Annotated in this window: 13 protein-coding genes; 12 read left to right on the top strand and 1 reads right to left on the bottom strand. The window is 44.4% G+C overall.

The genetic code is table 11. The features are described from left to right. Positions 1 to 378: 378 nt before the first annotated feature. The 12 genes from HXT24_RS05490 (at position 379) to HXT24_RS05435 (ending at position 22,282) form a co-directional block, all read left to right on the top strand. Positions 379 to 996: a 50S ribosomal protein L25/general stress protein Ctc gene (locus tag HXT24_RS05490; protein WP_410312640.1), complete on the top strand. Its 618-nt coding sequence runs from the start codon at positions 379 to 381 to the stop codon at positions 994 to 996. Between the two features lie 689 nt (positions 997 to 1,685). Next, positions 1,686 to 11,492: an InlB B-repeat-containing protein gene (locus tag HXT24_RS05485; protein ID WP_422119302.1), complete on the top strand. Its 9,807-nt coding sequence runs from the start codon at positions 1,686 to 1,688 to the stop codon at positions 11,490 to 11,492. A gap of 102 nt (positions 11,493 to 11,594) precedes the next feature. Further along, the gene (gene rpmE, locus HXT24_RS05480) at positions 11,595 to 11,807 is read left to right on the top strand and encodes a 50S ribosomal protein L31 (RefSeq protein ID WP_004114884.1); all 213 of its coding nucleotides are present in this window, start codon (positions 11,595 to 11,597) and stop codon (positions 11,805 to 11,807) included. 144 nt (positions 11,808 to 11,951) lie between these two features. Then, positions 11,952 to 13,049, top strand: a complete 1,098-nt coding sequence (prfA, locus tag HXT24_RS05475) for a peptide chain release factor 1 (RefSeq protein ID WP_415698556.1) — start codon at positions 11,952 to 11,954, stop codon at positions 13,047 to 13,049. A 57-nt stretch (positions 13,050 to 13,106) separates the two neighbouring features. Beyond that, positions 13,107 to 14,015, top strand: a complete 909-nt coding sequence (prmC, locus tag HXT24_RS05470) for a peptide chain release factor N(5)-glutamine methyltransferase (RefSeq protein ID WP_422119301.1) — start codon at positions 13,107 to 13,109, stop codon at positions 14,013 to 14,015. Beyond that, entirely contained in the window at positions 14,008 to 14,682 is a 675-nt protein-coding gene (locus HXT24_RS05465; protein ID WP_415681073.1) for an L-threonylcarbamoyladenylate synthase, read from the top strand. Before prmC ends, HXT24_RS05465 begins: the two co-directional genes overlap by 8 nt. Further along, positions 14,679 to 15,782 carry an MraY family glycosyltransferase gene (locus HXT24_RS05460; RefSeq protein WP_410311315.1) on the top strand — a complete coding sequence of 368 codons (1,104 nt, stop codon included), beginning with the start codon at positions 14,679 to 14,681 and terminating at the stop codon, positions 15,780 to 15,782. Before HXT24_RS05465 ends, HXT24_RS05460 begins: the two co-directional genes overlap by 4 nt. A gap of 81 nt (positions 15,783 to 15,863) precedes the next feature. Then, positions 15,864 to 17,408 (top strand): IMP dehydrogenase, encoded by a 1,545-nt coding sequence (gene guaB, locus HXT24_RS05455; protein ID WP_410312636.1) that lies wholly within the window; start codon positions 15,864 to 15,866, stop codon positions 17,406 to 17,408. Positions 17,409 to 17,641: 233 nt separating this feature from the next. Next, entirely contained in the window at positions 17,642 to 17,950 is a 309-nt protein-coding gene (locus HXT24_RS05450; protein ID WP_422119300.1) for a type II toxin-antitoxin system RelB/DinJ family antitoxin, read from the top strand. Positions 17,951 to 18,037: 87 nt separating this feature from the next. Further along, positions 18,038 to 18,745, top strand: coding sequence for an oligoribonuclease (gene orn / locus HXT24_RS05445; protein WP_004117685.1), 708 nt, complete (start codon positions 18,038 to 18,040; stop codon positions 18,743 to 18,745). Between the two features lie 21 nt (positions 18,746 to 18,766). After that, positions 18,767 to 20,224 carry an ATP-dependent DNA helicase gene (locus HXT24_RS05440; protein WP_422119299.1) on the top strand — a complete coding sequence of 486 codons (1,458 nt, stop codon included), beginning with the start codon at positions 18,767 to 18,769 and terminating at the stop codon, positions 20,222 to 20,224. Between the two features lie 228 nt (positions 20,225 to 20,452). After that, positions 20,453 to 22,282 (top strand): proline--tRNA ligase, encoded by a 1,830-nt coding sequence (locus HXT24_RS05435; RefSeq protein WP_422119298.1) that lies wholly within the window; start codon positions 20,453 to 20,455, stop codon positions 22,280 to 22,282. A 198-nt stretch (positions 22,283 to 22,480) separates the two neighbouring features. Here the strand turns inward: HXT24_RS05435 and HXT24_RS05430 are convergent, their stop codons facing one another. After that, positions 22,481 to 23,125, bottom strand: coding sequence for a single-stranded DNA-binding protein (locus tag HXT24_RS05430; protein ID WP_116692017.1), 645 nt, complete (start codon positions 23,123 to 23,125; stop codon positions 22,481 to 22,483). Positions 23,126 to 23,416 lie beyond the last annotated feature (291 nt).

Below are 23,416 nucleotides of genomic sequence, written 5' to 3'. Positions count from 1 at the left end.
AATTTTGCTAAATGCTTAAATTTGCTAATTTGTTTTGGTTAAATCAGCTTGTTTCGAGCACATATTTGTTATGCGCCTTTGACTATATATACATGATAATCGTTGGTGTGATTCAAGTCACCTTTTGGTGTTGGATTTGACTTTAGACTTTATCTGTCTAAGTGTTTTTGTAGACTAGATAAGTTGCTTTGGCGAGGGAATAACACTGCGATACTTGTAGCAGGCGCTTTGCGATTCATTGGTTGCTTGCGATTGTTGTGTAAGTTCCGTTATCGACTGGGCTGATAGCCAACTTATGGTGGTTTTCGGCGCGTCGGTGCGCCTGAAGCTGGATTTAAATAAGATTATCCGCATAATCCAGACCATAAGGAGACCGATATGGCTACAAAGATTACACTTGAAGGCGAAGTTCGCAATGAATTCGGTAAGGGCGTTGCTCGCCGTTTGCGTGTTGCCAATTTGATTCCAGCCAGCATTTACGCTGGTGGTGCTGAGCCTGTACACGTGACTCTTCCAATGAGAGAGACTACTCTTTCTCTTCGTCACGCAAACGCTTTGTTCACTATTAAGTTCGGCAATGAGTCACGAATCGCAGTTGTTAAGGACGTTCAGCGCAACCCTGTTAAGCGCATCGTTGAGCACATTGACTTCTACGAAGTCAAGGCTGGCGAAAAGATTGACGTTGAGGTGCCAGTGTTTGTTGAAGGCACTCCAAAGGGTGCTGCTGTTGCATTCGTAGATGTTCAGGAGCTTAAGGTTCGCGCAGACGTTGCCAACTTGCCAGAGCGCTTGGTGGTTAATGTTGACGGCTTGGCCGATGGCACCAAGGTGTTTGCTAAAGATGTTAAGCTTCCTGAGGGCGTTGTGCTCGACATGGATGGTGAAGAGTCTGTTGTTAGCGTCACTGTTCCAGAAGATGCTGCTACAGAAGAGCCAGCTGCCGCTCCTGCTGCCGATGCTGCCGCTCCTGCAGCCGAAGCTCCTGCAGCCGAGTAAGGTTTTGCTTAGGATTTTCTAAGATTTTACAAGCCGCGCGTAGTCAAGATTTTCTTGGCTTGCGCGGTTTTCTGTTATTTCTGCACACGCGAATCGACGATTTTCCGCACTTGGTGTTGTGCGAGGTTTGAGTATTTCTCTCCTCGCAAGTTCCGTCGCTACGCTCCTCTTTTATTGCTCGTATAGAAATACATCAAACCTTCTGAATATCTAGAACTTTTGCGTGGTTTTCATCGCTGAGATTCTCGATTTTTCTTGCTCTCTCGGCGAGTCACCACCTTCGGCGCTGAGGCTCGCCTCATTCGCGGCGAAAAATCTCGAATCTCTACCGAACTTGGCGCAACCTTGTAGTGCGTTTGTACCTGATTTACGGCGTGTCGCCATACAATCGCACTACAGAGAATCTAAACTGCGATTTATTCATATACAAATGTTTAGGCGATTAAGCTAAAAACGATGTTTGGTGTGTTGAAATCGCCAAAAATGTCTAAAGATATCACGCAAAAACACAGATATTGCAATGCTTATGGGGGGGGGTATCTATAGCTTGTGCTTAAATAATAAAGGTTAAGTATTTTTTGGAGTGCATCGGTTGCTAAACATTGCTGTATGTTGTGTATTTTGATTGTTGAATACTAAACGTGCATTTTGATTCTATGTACTAGATGTAACGGAGTTTGGGAGTCGAATTGGCTAGAACTAAAAATAGTGGTAGTGACGTTTTAAGCATTAAATCTGTTAAGCATAAGAGCGTTTCTGGCGACGCTAGTAACGCTAATGACGTTAAAAGTGTTAAGAGTGTTAAGAGCGCTAAGAAAAATGCTAAGGCTGCTAAGCGTTCTTCCTCGTCTACTGCTACTAGTGCTTCTGGTCATCGCCTTGGCGTTGCAGCTGTAGCTTTAGCGTCTACATTGTCTATGGTGTTGCCTGGCGCAGCGGCTTCAGCTAGGACTTCTTTTAACCCTGATTCTTTTGATCCGTCTTATGTAAATAGTGTTGCTAAGACTTCTGGCAAAGGTGCTGGGAATGGCGCCGGCAAAGGCTCTGGTAATGGCAAGGGCGATGGCGATGGAAACGGCTTATATAAGCATGGATTGCTTAACACGGGTGCTACTTTTGATCGTACTACGCGTCAGATGGTTGGTTCTGCTAAAGAGTATTCAGTTAAAAATACTGATCCTAATTCTATCGCTGAAGGCGTTGAGAATCAGGAAACGGTTGCTGGCGATTCTTCCGTAGGTGTTAAGGATTCTGGCGAATATTTTGTTACAAATGGCGATTCGTCTTCGCCTTCAAATCGTTCTTTTGATACTAATAATTTTGAGGATAGATCTGCTACTAGTAGTGCAGATAATAGTGCTACTAAGACTGCGACTAAGAGTGAGCAAGGTACAGCAAGTTCTGAGATTACAAAACCTATAAAATCTGCGAAGAAGTCGGATGCAACGCAGACTAAGGCTGAGCAAACCAATCCAGCTGAAACTGGTAAAGTCGCTGGGAAGACAAAATCGAACGCGTCTGTACCTGCACATAAAACGACTGAAAAGACAACTGTTGCAAAACCTAAAGTTGAAAATTCTGTAAAGCCATCAGATACAAAGGCTTCAGACACAAAGCCAGCTGCGACAAATCCTGATGCTGTAAAGCCAGAAGGAGTAAAGCCAGCTGAGACTCCTGCAGCGAAGAAATCTACACAACCAGAAACTTCACAGCCTGCAAGTGCAAAGCCTGTTGCAAAGACGAAACCAGAAGCAAAGGCTGAACCAAATCAGAATTCAGCGCAGACTGAACACGCTGAAAATCAGCAGCCTGCGAACGCAAAACCAGCTGCTTCGAATACTGATTCTGAGGGTACTAAGCCTACTGATGTTAAGCCAGCTGAAAATCAGCAGCCTGCGAATGCGCAGTCTGGAAATGCTGAAAGCTCGAAGCCTGTGGCTGAGCAGAATACAAATGCACAACCTGCAAGCACTCACGCAGAAAATACGAATACAGTAAACGATGCAAATACACCAAATGGGCGTGTTCGTAGGTCTGTTGGGAGCGGCGATGGTGCTTCCAATGGGGGTAGTGTAGCTCCTGCAGATAATACAACTGCACCGTCTGCTCCTGTAACTTCAACAGGTACAGAATCTAACGCTGGCGCTGGAAGTACAGCGAGCACAAGTACAGATACAACTGCACAAGGCAATACACAAGGGCAAGGTTCACAAGGCTCTACTCAAGGTTCGCAAGCCAATACACAAGGCGCGCAAGGGCAAAGTGTAGGCAATGCGCAAGGTGCAGATACAGTCGAAGATAAAAGCGCTACGCTTTCAGCTCCTGGCTCAACACCTTCAGAGCCTCGGTCTGCTTCTACTCCGAGCAATGATCCAACGCCTTCGCCTGCTTCAACGCCTACTACAAACACTGGCACACCGACCACTGGCACAACAACTAATAACGCAGCAACTGATCCAAACAGCCAGGTAATTAAGCCGAATACAGATAATCTAGAGGCTGACAGCACAGATACAGCCAACAAACAGGTACAAACTGACAAAAAGCCAAAAGCTACGTACAATTTGAAAATTCGCTACACGATTGGTGGCGCTGCGAATAAGCAGCTTGTGCAGCCGTACGAGCTTACGATTGACGTTGAAAAGTTGAATAAGCTTGACGATGTTAATAGTTACGAATACATTGAGCTTCCAAAGTCTGCTGGATACCGCCCGTCCGTATATCACTCCGGTGATTACCAGTACTACGTTAAAAAAGGTGAGGGAAATAACAGCAAGTTCGTTATTGACGATGGCACGGATGCGGATGCTGTTCGCTACTTGCGTTTAAGCAAGAAGCTGATTACTGATTACGCTGTAAAAGAAAGGCCGGCTGTTGGGGGCAATAACGGCGCTCAAGCTCCGCAAACCTCATCATCTCAAGCAACTACAAATCCGCAATCTTCGTCCTCTACAGAGCCAAAAGCAGAAGATGGCATTCAGTACTATGGCGAGTTGAACATCAACTACGCTCCTAAAACAGCTAAGTACTATGTACGTCACTTGGTGCAGGATCTTGATCATAAGGATGAGTTCCACGATGCTCCAAATTTGGGTATAGGTAAAGTAATTACTGTAAAGCATAAGGATGGCACTGAAGAGAGAATTCACGTTACGGAGATTACTGGCACAGTTGGCTCGGATGTAACAGCTGTTTCAACGTATATTCCAGGCTATGAACCTGAGCACAATCTTATTAGCTCGCCGCTTTCGGATTCTGAAGATGAAAGCGACAAGCTTGTTTTGAACCTTCGCTACTACCGTAAAGCGTATGAGGTTACTTACGATTCTGCTGGCGGTACGGATGTTACTGCTCAAAAAGTGTATTACCAGCAACCTGTGCCAAAAGTTAAGAAACCAACTAGGCGCGGCTACACTTTTAAAGGATGGTCTTTAGTAGATCCTAGCAAAAAGAGTAATTCACTTTATGATGATAATACTATTGTTTCTCTTGATGACTACCAGATGCCGGATCACAATGTGCAATTCCTCGCTAATTGGGAAGCGAACAAGACTACTAGCTACCGCGTGAATGTGTGGGTGCAAAAGGCGGATTTGGTTGATAAAGAGCATCCGAATTCGCTTGCAAACTACGACTTTGTTGGTCTTGTTGAGCGCAAGAACGTGCAAACTGATAGTGAAGTTGCGCTTGATAAGATGGATGATGCTGGCGTTGCTAAGGATACTAGTAAGCTTAATGGCGAAAGCGTAGATGATTATGTAGAAAGCCCAGAGCTTGGCTTAACTAGAAAAGAGCTGCAGGGTACAGAAGCGAATGACCACGAAGACGGCTTAATTGCAAAGTTCAACTGGATGAACGATACGCATGTAACAAACTTAGACGGGTATGATACTAATAATCTTGAAAACAATTACATTAAAGATTCTAAAGGAAACTATGTTAAAGACGCTAAGGGCATAAGAACTTCTAAGGACTTATTCACGCGCTACTTCCACGTGAATAAGGAGCTTACTAAAAAGCTTAACAGTGAGGAACATGATTTTGTGCCGGGTCGCCCAGATTTTGGCAAACGTAGTAAGTCGATGCTTTGCGCGGACGACTTAAACAACACTCTTAACTTAGTTTACGACCGCAATACTTATGAGCTTATTTTTGCTAAGCCTGCTGTACTTAAATCTTCAGAAGATGCTGAGCGTTTAAACAATGCTGCTATAAAAAGAAAAGACAAAGACGGCAAAACAACTATTTATTGCTATGCTGGTGGCGGCAATTGCTCAGAGAAGTATGATGAAGTAAACGAAGATGAGGATAACAATACAATTAACCACAAAGGTTACCGTGTAAATGTTCGTTATGGTCAAAGTCTTACTGGTATTTGGCCTGATGTAAATGAATTAGATTTTGGTGAAGATACAGGCTCTCTTGGGTGGCGTATTGGATATGCAGGGGAAATAGAGTTTCGTGATACTCCTCCGTATCGTTTTACTAAAAAAGAATTTGCTGACCCTAAATTCCGTGTAGTGGGTAATAAGCACAATCTTAAAATTAGTGATAATCCTGATAGTGATCCAAATAATACATACGAGTTAAAAGATAATCAGCGTCTGATTACAGCTGATACCAGTAATAAACAGGTTATGCCTATTCAGGTAATCATTAAAAAGCAAAGTATTGCGTCTGCTAAAAAAGGCAATGATATTGCGTCTGCTAAAAAAGGCAATGATTCAGGCAATGATGATTATGTTCCAGGTGATGACGATTATGAGCTTTCAACAGATTCGTATAGCAAAGATGATACTAGTAGCCCGGAATACCCTCATAAGTCTTCATCCATAGCTGGTTTTAACTCTGTTGACAAAGAGAAGCGTATAGAGACATATGATCGTGGTGATTTTGATGATACGCTATTATCAGATTTATATTCACATTCTATTGAATATAAAAAAAATGGTGAAAAAGACTGGGATGATCTAGATGATGATGTAAAAGAAGCTTTTAAGAAAGAGTACCATGTAGGCTTCCGTAATCACTTAGCTGGTGGAGGCGAAGACTCAGAAGAATATGAGGAAAACGGCTACCTTGTATTTAAATACAACCGCCAGTCGTACGACGTGCAGTTTTATAATGCGGACGGCAATGCTATAAAGGACGACAGTGGCGCTGCTACAGAAAAACTGCCGTTTGAGTATAGCTTGACTAAGCGCGGCAACGATAAATTGACCGGCGACGACGCAGCCTTGTACTACAACGATGGCGCCGTTAAGTCTTACGATGCTTCTGTAACTAAAGACGATGCCGATAACAAGTCTAAGCAATTCGACGGCAAGTACACATTCAAGCTTAACGGCAAAACTTACTCCATCGTTCGCCCTGATAATTTGCCAAAAGACTACGTGTTTAAAGGCTGGGCTGTTGATCAGGCTGGCACTCGGTTTATAAATGGCGAAGACAAAGATATTACAATGCCAGTCAACGGCATTAAGCTTTACGCTGCGTGGGGTAAGCCAGAAGGTATTAAGCACACTGTAACGCTTAACTACAATATGCCTGAAATTGACGGAAACGGCAAAGAAATAAAGGACTCTAACGTAGTTACGAAACAGCAGTTCGATCACTACTATGTTATTAAGGAAAATAAAGATATAAAGGTTCCAACTCGCAAAGGCTACGACTTCTACGGCTGGGAAATTGACAAGAATGGCACAAAACTTCCGTACGCTTTCGGCAACAAAGTAGTCGAAGATATAAAGCTTGATGCAGTGTGGGTTAAGGATACTCGCTACAACGGTACTTTTAAGCACATATTCTTAAAGCCAGGGTACACGTTTACTGACTATAAGAAGCCTGGTCTTACAGCCGCAGAAAAAGCCGCGATGGTGGATCACGTTTCTACTCAAACGGTTTCCGGCTTGCGTGAGCATTTGCGCTACAATGCGGAAGCAGTCTACAGTGACGAAACGCACTTCCCAGATAAGCATTTCACGAGCTTTGAAGCTTCGAGCGATGAGGATCAGAATACTGGCGAGTTTATTTACCAAACGTACAATACGCGCAAGTATAAGGTTCGCTATGTAACTATTGGTAAGGATGGCAAAGAAAAGAATCTTCTTCCAGAAAGCGAAGTCAGCTCTGTAAATCGAAAGTACGACGTAGCATTCTACAAGCCGATTGAAGGCTTTATGCCGGAAACTACGCAGGATAGTTTTACTTATAAAACTGACGAATATGGCAAGCAGGATGTTAATAATATTCCTGAAATTACCTTCAAATATAAAGACGTTCGCGTGCTTAAGCGCAAGAACGATGGTCAAGCTCGCCCGGATCACTACACGCGCTACGTGTTCAAAGTGGATAATAAGCAAAGCTCTATGGGTAGCGTTGTTGACTGGCAAGGAAGTAAGGTAGCTGACGGCTCTGCTCTTGTGTACGATGCGATTAAGGGCACGAAGGCGTATCAGATGCCGCTTCCAACAGTGAAAGCGAAGCCTGGATTTGAGTTTGCTGGCTGGACTTCGAAAATCGGTTCGTCTGCTCTTGGTTCTACGGAGCTTCAGTATTCTGATGGCGTAAATCGTTTGCCGATTCGCTCCGAAGAGCAGAACAGCCCTGAAGTAATTTACATTGCTAACTTCAAGCTGAAGGCACCTGTTGCTGCAGCTCCGCAAGTGCTTACGCCAAAGGAGAATATTAGTACCGGAAGTAGTAATGATGCTAAGAAGCTTATAACCAATGCTACTGATTATCCGGCTGGTGCTACGTTCAGCTTTGCGCAAAACGAAAAGTTTGACAACACTCCAGGTTTGCACAAGATTAAAGTGCAAGTGCATCTTGATGGAAATACTGCTGAAGCTGAAGTGCTGTATCGCGTGCTACCAGATTTGGTGTATGCAAGCGATTGGGAGAAGTTTAAAGCTACCGAGTATGGCAGCAAGCATAAAGACGATTACGTGCCGATTAACTTTACTGGCAAGAATGATGAAGGCAAGCTGATTGGCCACGATAGCGATAATGCTAATCCTATTGCTGGCGTAGAAACTACGCTAACTGCGTACGTTTATAAAGGTAAGGATGTTAGAATCCGCGTTCCGCAAGCCTTCGGCAATGATTACAGCGACCAGCATTACCACTACGTGTTCAAGGGTTGGGCGACTAAGGTTGTAGAACCAGCTACTGGTACGCCTTCTTCTGGCAATCCTTCTTCTGGCACGACGAAGCCAGAGGAGAAGAAGCCAGAGCAGACGTTTGATATAAATTCAAGCGACCGTTACAAGAATGTCAAGTTAGACAAAGGCGTAACTTATCACGCTATTTACAAGCGAATCGACTACTTCTCGAGTTCGTCTGACAACGGAACAGTTCCTAAGGATTCTGTAATTGCAATCTTCAAGCCTGCTGCAGGACGAAGGTGGAAGGACGGCGCAGACGGCCCTAAAGTGTTCTACGTAAAGAAGGGCGCTAATCTTGCTGATATTACAGTAAAAGTTACGGATAGCTATGGTAATACTACAGAAGAAAAGGCGTTAGATTTCCTCCAAAACAATCTCACCAACCCTACTGGTAAGTGGTCTCGAAGCAGAATGATTAATGGCAAAGAAGAAGTAACGCCTATAGGCAATGTTTCGGATTGGCATGTCAATGAACCATTCCAAGAGTTTGTGGCAGGTCAAGCTCCTTGGATAGAGCCAGAAGTGCCTACTGATTACCTTGCCGCTGTGCAAGATGATTCTGGAACATTTCCGAAGTTGGTTGATTTAGAAAAGTATATTAAAAATGCTTATAAGAAAAAGTATGAGGGTAAGCAAGAGAAAAAGGGTAACAAGTATAAGGTTTACAATCTAGGCGACGTAAAAGTCGAATATGATTTGCCAGAAGGTAAGAAGCTAGAAGACTTTAAGGAGGAAATGCTTAAGAAGCCTTCTTTGTACACTGTGCCGTTAAAGATTACGGTCAATTACAAGGATGGTGAGAAAACGTATAAGCGTGATGTTCGTCTTAAGGTGATTTATAAGTTGATGTACGGTAAGAACCTACCGAAGCCGCCTGATGGTGGTTCTCAGACTGGTTCTGGTTCTCAGCCTGGTTCTGGTACAGGAACTCAATCTGATACTACTACTGAAACTATTCTTACTGGTGCTACTGCAGAGCGTGACCTTGTTCTCAAGCAGGGTAAGTATGTTGTGGTCAACTTTATAAATGCCGAGCCAGTTAAAGGTAAAGAAAAGGGCGAACTTGATAAGGATGCGACTAAGCTGTACTACGTTCTTAAAGACGACGTTAAGGGCGTAAAAGCTCCGCAAGCTGTTGGCAAGGATTATGACGCTGATGGATATCATTATGTGTTTAAAGGCTGGAAAAAGCTTAGCGATTTTGTTGATCCTAATGCGAATAATGCTACGAATAATGCTTCTAGTCGCGCAAAGCGAAGCCTAGCAGATCAACCTGCAATTCCTTTCACTACTTTGATGGCAAGTGAACCAACATCTGTAACTAGTGTTGATGCACCAAGTTCAGATGATGGTAATTTATTATCGAATGATGATATTCGTAAAGAAACGTATCCTGAAAATACTACATACCAAGCAGTGTATGAAAAGGTGATGAACATCATCGACGCAAAGAGTAATGAGAAAGTTCCAGATAACTACGTGCCGTATGTGTTCTTACCAGCTTTCGGAAGAAAGTGGGATGATGGATCATATAAACCGAAAGTTATCTACTTTAAGTCCGATAGTACTAAGTATGATGATGACGTTACTGGCAAAACTAATGAGTTGAAGAACCGGCTTAAGAACTTTAGCAAGTGGGAAGTTTATGATGCAGGCAACAAACCTGTTCCGTCAACTGACACAAATAAGAATAGACAAATTCGCGTATATGTTGCAAATCAGATTGCTGATATGCCTGTGAATGTATCTCAGTTTGTCAGAAGTGTTGGGGATGAAGTGCCTGCTCCTGATGAGCTTGTGTCTGGTGTCGATCCTAATAACCTAGAGATTGCGGGCATGCACGGTGCTGGTGTAGTTTATTCTTCCGGTGCAAATTCTGTTCGAATTGCGAAGCCTGGCATTACTACTGTTAGAGTGAAGGTCGAAACATCTGATCCAAATAAGAAGGGCGCAAAGATAGTACGTTATGAAAATGTACCTATTCAAGTGCTTCCGAATGTGATTGCAGAGCGAGATTTGCCTTCAGGCGGCAGCCAAGCAGGAAAGTTTATTTTAGAAAACTACACAAAGGTAACGTATGTAGCTGGCAATGGCGGAACTATGCAGTCACCAATGCATACATACTGGGTGCGTAAAGATAGAATGTCTGAAATAAAGAATTATATTCCAGACGTTCTTGCTAACAAAGGCTACATATTCAAGAATTGGAATGAAGTATCTTACTCTAAACATATTGATACCATCTATAACAGTGCTGATAACCACAAATCAACTGATATTGAGCGTGAAACATTAGCTAATACTGCTGAACGCTATGGCATGTCGTTTACAGCTAATATAATCCGCAAATCTAAGAATTCTACATTTGCGGCTATAAAGAATATTCTTGCTGAAGCTATAAATAACGAGAATATGAGTTATGAAGCAAGTCGTGATAGATTGGCTATTGTTGCTGAAACATTAGGAAAGTCATATACAGCAAAAATAATTCGTAATTCAAAACGCTCAAGTATTGAAGCTTTGAAGAATTTACTTGTGCAAGCTGGTATTACTGACGCCGATATTGCAATGGTATTCCCAGAAAGAGAAACCATTATTACTGCAAACTTCGAGAAGATGGCTCCTATGAAGTTTACGTTTAGCGGTTCTGCTCGCGAGGGTATTTTAACGAACTTCAGATTGCAAAACATGACTGAAGGTTCGGGCGATGCGAATAACAAGATTACGGTAGACGGCAAGGAAGTAACTATTAACGAGTTAGTTTCCCAGGTTAAGAATTCTGTAAACGGTATTAACGCAAATTGCGCTGGCACTGCTTGCACGATTTCCGGAACTCCGAAGATTGTGGACAGTAAGCCGAAAGTTGAGCTAACGTTTACCACTACCGACAAGTACGGTCGCCAAGCGGAAATTACTGTTGAAATTGATGTGATTTCTGAGAGTAAACCTGCTCCCGTGCCAACTCCTGCTCCCGTGCCAACTCCAGTGCCTGTGCCAACGCCTGTGCCGCCAACTCCTGCACCAGCTCCGTCGAAGCCAGAGGAGGAACCAAGACAAGAAGAATATCCGATGCCAGAATCATATCCGTATATTCCAATGCTTGAAGCTCCTTCGTCTGAAGTCGTACCTGAGCAGGAGGTTGCGGAAGCGAAGCAAAAAACAGAGCCAGAAGCCGTGAAGGATTCTGCAAAGCAGCCGTCAGAAGCTCTGCCTCAAACTGGTAGTGACGTTACACAGTCCGCGTTAATCGCCAGCTTGTTAGCGTCTGTTGGTTTAGCTGGATTTGCTGCTAAGCATCGCAGACGTAAGAACGAAGATAACGAAAGTTGATTTGTTGAGTCGAGGGTGGTGACTAAAATAACGAAGGTTCCGGTTCACGCTTAGCTATTGGGGCTTTGCGACCCGGGTCGCCCGAATTCCATAGGAGACATTATGAAGCAGGGTATTCATCCCGACTATCACGCAGTGCAGGTTACCTGCTCCTGCGGAGACACTTTCGTAACTCGTTCCACCGCAAATGGCGATCATATGACGGTTGACGTGTGCTCAAAGTGCCACCCATTCTATACCGGCAAGCAGAAGATTCTCGACACCGGCGGCCGCGTGGCTCGCTTCGAGAAGCGCTACGGTAAGAAGACTAAGTAGCTTTTTAAACGCCAGCCCTGCTTTCGTGTAACTCGCGGAATCGGGGCTGGCGTTTTATGTGCTAAACATGTGTGTATCTTACAATATTTAAATTTAATATTTTCGATTCAAAATCCGCGTCAAGCGTGACTAAAAAGGAATATGATGGCTGAGTCAGTAGAGGAACAGTTCCCAGCAGCGGTTACAGCTCTAAACGAATACCGCGATATTGAAAATCGCATGGGAGAGCCAGAAGTAGCGTCTAATCCAGACGCAATTCGCAAGCTCGGTCGTAGACACGCAGAACTCGGGTCAATCGTAAGCGCGTACCTAAATTACAAGCAGCTTTGCGAAGACTACGAAGTAGCTAGCGAAATGGCAAGCGAAGACGAAGACTTAGCAAAAGAAGCAAAACATTTAGAAGAACAAATTCCAGCAGCAAAAGAAAAGTTGCGCACAGCTTTGATTCCTAGAGACCCAGACGATGCGCGAGACATGATTATGGAAATCAAAGCTGGTACGGGCGGCGAAGAAGCGGCTCTGTTTGCTGGCGATTTGTTGCGCATGTACATGCGTTACGCGGAAAAGCGCGGCTGGACTACCGTAATCCAAAGCGAAAATGCGACGGAACTTGGCGGCGTAAAAGACGTGCAGCTTGCGATTCGCGCAAAAGGCACGCCTGCCCCAGAAGACGGCGTGTGGGCAAGCATGAAATACGAGGGCGGCGTGCATCGCGTGCAGCGAATCCCAGTAACTGAATCGCAAGGGCGTATTCAAACTTCGGCAGCTGGCGTAATCGTGTTCCCAGAAGCAGACGAAGACGACGACGAAATCGAAATCGATCCAAAAGATCTGAAAATCGATATTTTCATGAGCTCTGGTCCTGGCGGACAGTCCGTGAACACTACTTATTCCGCTGTTCGTATGACACATATTCCAACGGGAATTGTGGTTAGCATGCAAGATGAAAAGTCGCAGATTCAAAACCGTGCGGCGGCTCTTCGCGTGCTAAAGTCGCGTTTGCTTGCCATGAAGCACGAGCAGGAGGCAGCGGAGGCGGCGGATATGCGCCACTCGCAGGTGCGCTCGTTGGACCGTTCTGAGCGAATCCGCACATACAACTTCCCAGAAAATCGTATCGTGGACCATCGCACGAATTACAAGGCATACAATCTTGACCAGGTGCTTAACGGAGACTTGCAGCCTGTTATCGACAGTGATATTCAGGCGGATGAAGCCGATCGCTTAGCTAAAGCCAAGTAAGTTAAGTTATCCAAGTAAGTTAAGTAAGCTAAGTAAAATCACCACGTGGCTTGTAAAATGCAAGAAATTTTACACATTTTGCGCGCATCTGCCGAAAAACTTAAGTCTGCAGGAGTAGAGTCAGCAGAATACGACTCACGTTTGCTACTGGCTCACGCTTGTGGCGTAAGTTTGGCAGACTTAAACAAAGCGCTAATACTTGGCGATTTTAAAGATTTTTCGCCCGATTATGCTAGCAAATATAGCGTTTTTATATCCAGGCGTGCTTCTCGTGAGCCATTGCAACATATTATTGGATGCGCAACTTTTCGCTACATAGACCTAATAGTTGGCAAAGGCGTTTTTGTGCCGAGGCCCGAAACGGAAGTCGTAGTTCAAGAGGGAATAGATTGGATTCGCGCAAATAATCTAAAAAATCCTATTGTTTTAGACTTGTGTGCAGGGTCGGGAGCAATCGGACTATCGGTTGCAAGCGAAGTTTCAAACGCGCAAGTGTGGGCTGTGGAAAAATCACCAAAAGCTTTTGAATATTTGCAAAAAAACTACAACAAAATCGCAGAAAAATATGATATTTTAAACAGATATCACGCAATATTAGGCGATGCTACAAGCGTTAACCTGACTGAAACAGCTGCGATTAAAGAAAAAGTAGACGTAGTAATCACAAACCCACCCTACGTACCAGAAAATCAACCAGTAGAGCAGATTGAAGCTCGCGACTACGACCCCAAAATGGCGTTATATGGTGGATCTAAAGACGGACTACTAATACCGCAAAAAATTATGGAAGCAAGTTTTGAGTATTTGCGCAACGGTGGAATAATGATTATGGAACACGACATTACGCAAGGAAAAGCGCTTACAGATTATGCAAAAAACATAGGATTTAGCAGCGCAAAAGTTAAAAACGACTTAACAAACAGAGCAAGATTTGTAGTATGCAAAAAAGAGGCTAAAAATGAGTAAAATTTGCACGATTAACGAAGAATCATTGCAACTCGCAGCGCAAATAATCAACGCAGGTGGCGTAATCGTAGTGCCGACTGACACAGTTTACGGAGTAGCATGCGACCCATTTAACGAGGCGGCAGTAGCGAAAATCTACCAACTAAAACGCAGGCCACGCACAAAAGCCTTGCAAATACTTATGAGCAGCGTAAGTGATTTAGAAAAACTCGGTCTTTACTTGCCAAGCCCATTAGACGTGCTGGCGGAAAAATTCCTGCCAGGCGGATACTCGCCAATCGCGCGCGCAAAAAAAGATTCGGTAGCTACAAGGCTTGCTACGCTTTGTAAAGCAGATGAGAGCAGTGAGCAAAACAAAATCCAAGCTGAAGCAACGCAAGGCGTGCGCGTGCCAGATTGCCCAGAATTAATGCAAATTTTAAGAGTTACGGGGCCTTTGGCTGCATCTAGCGCAAATCGCAGCGGAAACGAGAGCGCAGACAGCGTAGAAGAGGCAGTAGCAGCTTTTGGAGACGAGATTCCTCTGTATTTAAATGCCGGTCCAACTCGCTCACACGTAGCAAGCACAGTAGTTGGCGCGGATGCAAGCGATAAAGACGGAATTGTGATTTTGCGCGAAGGCGTAATAAGCGAAGAACAGATAAGAGCAGAAAGTCGCAAGAAATGAGGGTATACCTGTTTATAGCGGCAATCGCAGGAGGCGCAACTTGGCTAATAATGCCGCTTGTACGTCATCTTGCGATTCGCATAGGAGCCGTTGGAAAAGTGCGCGCTCGCGACGTGCACACAATACCTACGCCACGTATGGGTGGAGTGGGAATGCTATTCGGCTTTGCTGTATCAATGGCGTTTGCAAGCTCCATGCCTTTTATTTCAGGGCTTTTTACAGGAACACACCAGCCGTGGGTAGTTTTAGCTGGAGCTGTACTCATATGCCTTTTGGGAGTTTGTGACGACATTTGGGACTTAGATTGGATGCTAAAACTTGCAGGTCAATTGCTAATAGCTGTTTTTGTAGCGTGGGGTGGGCTTCAAATCGTAACATTGCCGCTCGGCTCTCTAGTTACAGCGTCTCCAAGTCTTTCAATCGCAATAACCGCAATACTAATCGTGGCTTCAATTAATGCAGTCAACTTTGTAGACGGACTAGATGGGCTGGCTTCTGGAATTGTGGCAATAGGCGGAATCGCATTCGCAACATACTCTTATATTCTTGCGCGCACATCTCCAAGCTATGCTTCAATGGCAACTCTTATAGACGTTGCAATGGTTGGAATGTGCTTAGGCTTTATTTTGCACAATTGGCATCCTGCAAAGCTTTTTATGGGCGATTCTGGCTCCATGCTAATCGGGTATTTAATAACTTGCGCGTCTATTATAATGACAGGTCACTTAGACCCATCTGCAGTGCACACAAGCATCTATTTGCCAGTATTTATGCCGATTTTACTTCCGATTTTAGTGCTGTTTTTGCCAGTGTTAGACATGTGCTTAGCAATATGCAGAAGGCTTGCAAAAGGGCAGTCGCCAATGCATCCAGACCGCATGCATTTGCATCACAGAATGTTGCGCATTGGGCATTCTGTGCAAGGAGCAGTGCTTATTTTATGGGGTTGGGCGGCGCTTATATCTTTCGGGTCAATAATGATTCTGTTCTTTAAAGCAATTTACGTGCTTGTTGGCATGATTATTGCGGCAGCGCTGCTTACAGTTCTTACAATGATGCCATATTTGCGGCGTCGTCTGCCAGAGCTACGAAATTCGTAAAATAATACTCGAATACTCGCGAATCATAGTTCATGAAACGCGATTTTTACAAACGTCATAGCAAAAACGTATAGTAACCCTATGGCTACAACTGATATGAACACGGAATCCGTGTATGCTCCTGTTCCACCAATTTTCGAGAAGCTCGGCCTTGCTTATGATGATGTGCTGTTGCTTCCAAATGAGACTGATGTTATTCCTTCCGAAGTGGATACAACTACTCATCTGACTCGCGAAATCACTATGAAAGTTCCTGCAATTTCTGCAGCAATGGACACAGTAACCGAGTCCGATATGGCTATTGCAATGGCTCGAAATGGTGGAATTGGTGTTCTTCATCGCAATCTTTCTATAGATGATCAGGCTGCGCAAGTCGATATTGTTAAGCGCAGCGAGTCTGGTATGATTACCGACCCACTCACTGTTCACCCAGATGCAACGCTCGCAGATTTAGATAAATTGTGCGGGCGTTTTCATATTTCGGGTTTGCCAGTGGTAGATAGCGAAAATCGTCTAGTTGGTATTATTACCAATCGCGATATGCGTTTCATTGCTTCCGAAGACTATGATCGTTTGAAAGTCAAAGACGTGATGACTCGCGAAAATCTCGTCACTGGTCCTTCTAATATTTCTAAAGAAGACGCGCATCGTTTGCTTGCAGACAACAAAGTTGAAAAATTGCCTTTGGTTGATGCAGAAGGCAAGCTTACTGGTTTGATTACTGTTAAGGATTTTGTGAAGACTGAGCAGTATCCAGATGCTACTAAGGATGATCAGGGTCGCTTGCGCGTGGCTGCTGGAATTGGCTTCCTTGGGGATGCTTGGCAGCGTGCATGCGCTCTTATGGAGGCTGGAGTTGACGTGCTTGTGGTTGATACCGCAAACGGAGAGGCTCGCTTGGCTCTAGATATGATTCGCAGAATTAAGGCAGATAGGGCTTTCGACGGCGTACAAATTATTGGCGGAAATATTGCTACTCGCCAAGGCGCGCAAGCTATGATTGATGCTGGTGTTGACGCTGTAAAGGTTGGCGTTGGACCAGGCTCTATTTGCACTACGCGCGTTGTTGCTGGCGTTGGTGTGCCTCAGCTTACTGCTGTTTATGATGCGGCTCAAGCTTGCAAGGCTGCTGGAGTACCATGCATTGCTGATGGTGGTATTCACTATTCTGGCGATATTGCTAAGGCTTTGGTTGCTGGTGCTGACACCGTTATGCTCGGCGGTACTTTGGCTGGTTGCGAGGAAGCTCCTGGTGAAAAGGTTTTGCTTCACGGCAAGCAGTACAAGCTTTATCGTGGCATGGGTTCGCTTGGCGCAATGGCTCCTCGCGGTAAGAAGTCTTATTCGAAGGATCGTTACTTCCAGGCAGACGTTACAAGCTCCGATAAGGTGGTTCCAGAAGGCGTGGAAGGCGAAGTTCCATATCGCGGTCCGCTTAACGCTGTGCTTTACCAGTTGCTCGGCGGATTACATCAGTCCATGTTCTACGTTGGTGCGCACAATATTAAGGAAATGCAAGAGCGCGGACGCTTTATTCGCATTACGGATGCAGGTCTTCGCGAATCGCATCCTCACGATATTGTGATGACTGCAGAAGCGCCAAACTACAGCGGTTTCCACAACTAAATCGCGTGGTGTGTATGTCGTGCTCGTATAAATCACGTATAAATCACGTATAAATCACGTATAAATCGCAAGTATTTTTGCACTAAACGGCGAAAAGTTAGCTAAGTCTTATTTTCTACTTTCTAACTTTTCGTCGTTTTTGTTTGTTTAAACATTATGATTGCTGTTGTATGTATATTGTATTACAATAGCAATTTAATAAAAATAAAAATCATTAGAAAGTGTGTATAAAATTGTCTGCAATATTGGTTAGCGATAGCGTCAAAAGTAAATATGCTGAAAATACGCATCAAGCAACTGTGAGTTTTCGCACAGATTCTAGAGTTAAAGAGGAAGCAAAAAAATTATTTTCTTCAATGGGAATGGATTTGTCGACTGCGATTAATGTCTTTTTAAGACAGTCAATTGTTGATCAGGCTATGCCTTTTTTGATTACTCGTGAAAGCCGTGAAAGTGTTGAAGCTCGTAGTCAAGCTGAAGCTCATGATGGAAAATCATTTAATAACACAGATGACCTTATGCAGGATTTATTAGATGCTTAAATCAGTATTTCGTACAACTCAGCTCATAGTCGTCTGTACGAAGATGTAGGCTGATGGGTTCGAAAAAATATTAGGAAAGGAACGAAAATGGCTGAAGCTAAGGAAGATCTTACGTTTACGCCGGAAGAATCGCGCTTAATTTGGATCGATTGTGAGATGACGGGACTTGATATTTTCCACGACGAATTATGCGAAGTGTCTGTAGTTCCAACCGATTTTAATTTGAAAGTTCTAGACGACGGTATTGATTTAGTGATTAAGCCTAGCGATGCTGCTGTGGCTCATATGAACGATTTTGTACGCAATATGCACACTTCTTCTGGGCTTGTTGACGAGTGGAATAAAAACGGTTTGCCGCTAGAAGAAGCGCAAAAGCAGGTAGTTGAGTACGTAAAGCGCTTCCTGCCGGCTCGCGGAAAAGCTCATCTTGCTGGAAACTCGGTTGGTTCCGACAAAAAGTTCCTCGACCGTTACATGCCAGATTTAATGGCAAATTTGCACTATCGTGTAATCGACGTAAGCACGTTGAAGGAAATTTCGCGCAGGCTTTACCCGGACGTTTATCGCAATAAGCCGGCAAAACATGGCGGTCACCGTGCGCTCGCGGATATTATTGAGTCGATTGACGAGCTTCGTTACTACCGCGATATGATGTTCGTTCCAGCTCCAGGCCCAAGCGAAGCACAGGCAAAAGCTGGCGCACAGCACATTGAGAGCACGAGCTTGCTTCGTGACTATGAGCGTCGCGGAGAGGCGCTAGAAGACGTAAATTCCGCGGAAAAGCGCGACTACTAAACGCAATAAAAGGTACTGCCAATGAAGCAATCCGAAGCCCTAACCATAATCAACGCTGGTGCAAGCGCGTTCATTACCGGCGCTCCGGGTGCAGGTAAAACCTACGCATTAAACGAAGCTATTCGCGAAATGCGAAAAAACGGTTTAAGCGTTGCCGTAACTGCTTCTACCGGCATTGCGGCAACTCATTTAAACGGTCAAACCATTCACTCGTGGAGTGGAGTTGGAGTTTCAAACGCGCTTACCGATTCGCTTCTTAAAACCATTAGAGCTAGGCGAGGAAAACGCATAAAAGCCACGGACGTGCTCGTGTTGGACGAAGTTTCAATGATTCACGCGTGGCTTTTCGACATGGTTGATGAAGTATGTCGTAAAGTGCGCAAAAACTCTGCTCCCTTCGGCGGACTTCAAGTAGTTATTTCAGGCGACTTCTTCCAGCTGCCTCCTGTAAGTACTTCTATGCGAAATCGCGATGTGTTCGAGCCAAGTCAGGCATTTATTGAGTCGCGCGAAAAGTATGCTGCTGCTGGCAAAAATCCAGAAGGCTATATTACGGAATCTTTCGCCTGGGATGCTTTAAAGCCTGTTGTGTGCTATTTAACTGAGCAACATCGTCAGGATGACGGCAAATTGCTTGAAGTTTTGACGGATATTCGTGGCGGTCTTGTAAGCGACGAAGATAAGCAAGTGTTGGCCAGTCGCCTTGGTGAGTATCCGCAAGACGATGAAGTTTCAGTGCATCTTTTCCCTACGAACTCACAGGCAGATGGCTTAAATAATGTGCAGCTTGCGGCAATTGATGCTGAGCCTCACGAATTCGTGGCAACGGAAGCTGGCCCTAAAAATCTCGTCGAGCGTTTAAAAAAGAATATGCTCGCTCCAGAACGGCTTGTATTAAAGGCTGGAGCTGCGGTAATGGCGTTGCGAAACGATCAAGATAAGCAATATGTGAACGGCTCGGTTGGGCGAGTTTTGAGATTCGCACCTGAATCTAAAGGCGGATGGCCGATTGTTGAGTTTGAAAACGGCAATATTGTCACTCTTAAGCCGGCTGCTTGGGAAATGACGGATGGTGAAACTGTTCTTGCTAGCGTAAATCAAGTGCCACTTAGATGCGCGTGGGGAATTACGATTCATAAATCGCAAGGTATGACGCTTGACAGTGCGGTAATGGATTTGCGTAGAACTTTCGCTCCCGGAATGGGATATGTGGCGCTTTCTCGCGTGGAAAATTTGAGCGGACTTTATTTGGAAGGTATTAACGATCGCGCGTTTAGTGTTTCGGCAGATGCTGTGCTGCTTGATGGATCTTTGCGTGAGGCTTCCAAACGTGCGAGTGAGCTGCTTGCTAGCGGTGGTGCTTCTGCATTTTTGACAGATAAGTTTGAAGGCGATTCTGCAAATCAGCAAGAGTTTGACATTTTTGGCGCTGTCAATTACGCAGATAATGACGAATTTTCCTTCGATAATGAGTTTTAGCATTTTGCGCCACGACCTGCCTTCGCGTTATTTTGAGTCACAAAGTGCGTCAGTTTTTCCGCTTTTTGTACGTGATTCGGGTCAAAATTGGTACAAAATGCGGAGGATGTTTCCCGAGTTTGTAGTCCAACACTCCATTTAGAGCTACAAAGTCGGTAAAGTGTTTTTGCTTTTGATTAGCTGTGTAAACAAGTGTTTATGTCCTCATGCGCAAATAGATTGGAACGCATGAATTCCAATGTACTTCGTATGTCTCAGCTGTTCCTTCGTACGCTGCGCGAGGATCCAGCAGACGCGGACGTGACTTCCGCAAAACTTATGCAGCGCGCAGGCTATATTCGTAAATCTGCCCCAGGTGTGTGGACTTGGTTGCCGCTTGGACTCAAGGTTTTAAACAAGGTTCAAGCGATTATTCGTGAAGAAATCAACGGTATCGGCGCTCAAGAAGTTCACTTCCCAGCGCTTCTTCCTCGCGAGCCATACGAGGCTACAAACCGTTGGGAAGAGTACGGCGACAACATTTTCCGCCTTAAGGATCGTCATGAGGCTGACTATCTTCTTGCTCCAACGCACGAAGAAGTTTTCACGCTCCTTGTTAAGGATATGTATTCTTCTTACAAGGATTTGCCAGTTACTTTGTATCAAATTCAAACGAAGTATCGCGACGAGTTCCGTCCTCGCGCAGGTCTTATCCGCGGCCGCGAGTTTATTATGCAGGATGCTTATTCGTTCTCGATTGACGAAGATGGTTTGAAGTCTGCTTATGTTGAAGAGCGTGCTGCTTACGCTCGAATTTTCGACCGTTTGGGCATTAAATACGTGATTGTTCACGCTGTTTCTGGTCCTATGGGTGGTTCTGATTCTGAGGAATTCTTGGCTCCAATGCCAATTGGCGAAGATACTTTTGCGCTCGCTCCTTCTGGAAAAGCTTGGAATGTTGAGGCTCTTACCACTCCAGAAATGCAAGATGTTGATTATTCGGCAACTCCTGCAGCAGAAGCTCTCGAAACTCCAGATGCTAAGACGATTGAGGCTTTGGTTAAAGTTTCTAACGATTTGCATCCGCGCAAAGATGGCCGCGAATGGCAAGCAAGCGACACTTTGAAGAACTTGATTATTGCTGTTAAGCACCCTGCAGATGCGGCTGGCGGCGAGCACGATGAGCCGTGGCGCGAAATCGTTGCTATTGGTATTCCAGGTGATCGCCAGGTAGATATGAAGCGTCTTGAAGCTCAGTTTGCTCCTGCAGAAATTGAAGAAGCAACTGAGGATGATTTGAAGGCTCATCCTGAGTTTGTTAAGGGCTACATTGGCTTTAGCGTATTAGGTCCTCAAGCTCGCAAAGAGGGTAGTGGAATTGAAAATCCTGTCCGCTACTTGATGGATGCTCACGTTGCAAAGGGCAGCGCCTGGATTACAGGAGCCGACGAAGATGGAAAGCATGTTTATAACGCTGTTTACGGACGCGATTTTGAAGCTGATGGTGTTGTTGAAGCAGCCCAGGTTCGCGATGGCGATATGAGTCCAGATGGTTCTGGTCCATTGAGTTTCGAACGAGGCGTGGAAATCGGACAGGTGTTCCAGCTTGGCTTAAAGTATTCTAAGGCTTTGGGCTTAAGCGTTCTTAACGAAAATGGTAAGGCTGTGCCAGTTTGGATGGGTTGCTATGGTATTGGCGTTAGCCGCGTGATTGCATGCTTGGCAGAAACGCATCACGATGATGCTGGTCTTGCATGGCCTATGGCGATTGCTCCAGCTCAAGTTCACGTTGTTGCTACTGGCAAGGATCAAGTTGCTTTCGATGCTGCTGAGAAGGTTGTTGAAGAGCTTAGTAAGCAGGGAATCGAAGTAATCTTCGACGATCGTCCAAAGGTTTCTCCAGGCGTGAAGTTTAAGGATGCTGAGCTTGTTGGTGTGCCGCTGATCGCTGTAGCTGGCCGCGATACTGTGAACAATGGCACAATTGAAATCCGCGATCGAAACGGCTCAAACGTTGAGGCAGTCCCAGTGGATGATGCTGCTGCTCGAATTGTAGAGCGCGTTCGCGAACAGTTGTAATCGCAATAACTGTTAACAACGAATCAGCGATTAAACGATTAAACAATTAAACGACTAAGCAATATTGCCGTTGATGTAATGCTTCGCATATTATACGCATTATTTTCAGCGGCAATATTGTTATGAAAAGCAAAAAATTATCTGAATTGTTAAAATAAAATGTTCATAAGTTTTAATGTTTAATTCTATTAAAACTTTCTAAAAATCATTTACACCTCCTTCAATATCGTCATATTGGTTTTCTTCGACTTGTGAGCCGAAATCTATTGTTTCTTTTGCTGAAGATTCAGCATCATAATGGTATTCTTGGCTGTCGTTTTCTTGCGAAGAATCCATAGAATATGTATTAGCCATAGGGTTTTTCATAGCCAAGCTCAAATCTTGGTTGGAATAAGTATCTTGATTTGCCCGATTTTCCTGGTTTATTTGATTAGTGTGATATTTGCTATTGTTACTCTGATCGGTTCTTCCACGATTATAAGAGTATTTAGTAAAAGCACTGATTCCTCGATTCAGGTCGTGTCCAATTGCGGTTGCTTCTAATACAACTCGAGATCGGTCTTCTCCATCTTTGTGCCAGGATTCCGTGTTTAAATTTCCACACACGACTATCGCATCTCCCTTATGCACACTTTTTAGCACATTTGCAGCTAAAGACTTGTATGCTTTTACTGTCATCCAAGTTGTCGGTCTATCTTTCCACTGTCTTTCTTCGCTATGATAGTAAGACGTTGTGCTTCCTATTCTAAGTGAGCATGCGGGTGAGTTTTCGTTGCGACTAAAGTTCACAGGGTCACTCCCTACATAGCCGCTGATTGTTAGTGTTGCTTGTTGTTGTGCCATATTCTTAACCTTTCAAAAGTTTGGACTGCGACTAATTTAAATCTCAAAATTCATCGCGCAACACGTGTTGATTATTGTGATTTTCAATAAATTCGCCGCAGTAGAATCAACTATGAAGTATCAAAAATAGTTTTGCAAGATATTTTTATCAATGTGGTTAAAGCCTATGCTTTATGCACATCGTTTAAAAACTCTTGACAAAATATATAAAACTGAGTAGGCGAGTCTAAAATGCGAAAAATATATGTAGATTGATATACTTAGCGGAAGTAGTTTTTGTTTTTCATTAGC

Source organism: Gardnerella sp. DNF00354 (assembly GCF_049262755.1).
GTDB lineage: Bacteria > Actinomycetota > Actinomycetes > Actinomycetales > Bifidobacteriaceae > Bifidobacterium > Bifidobacterium vaginale.
Note: the sequence above shows the minus strand (reverse complement) of the source record. Positions and strands in the feature narration are given on the sequence as shown.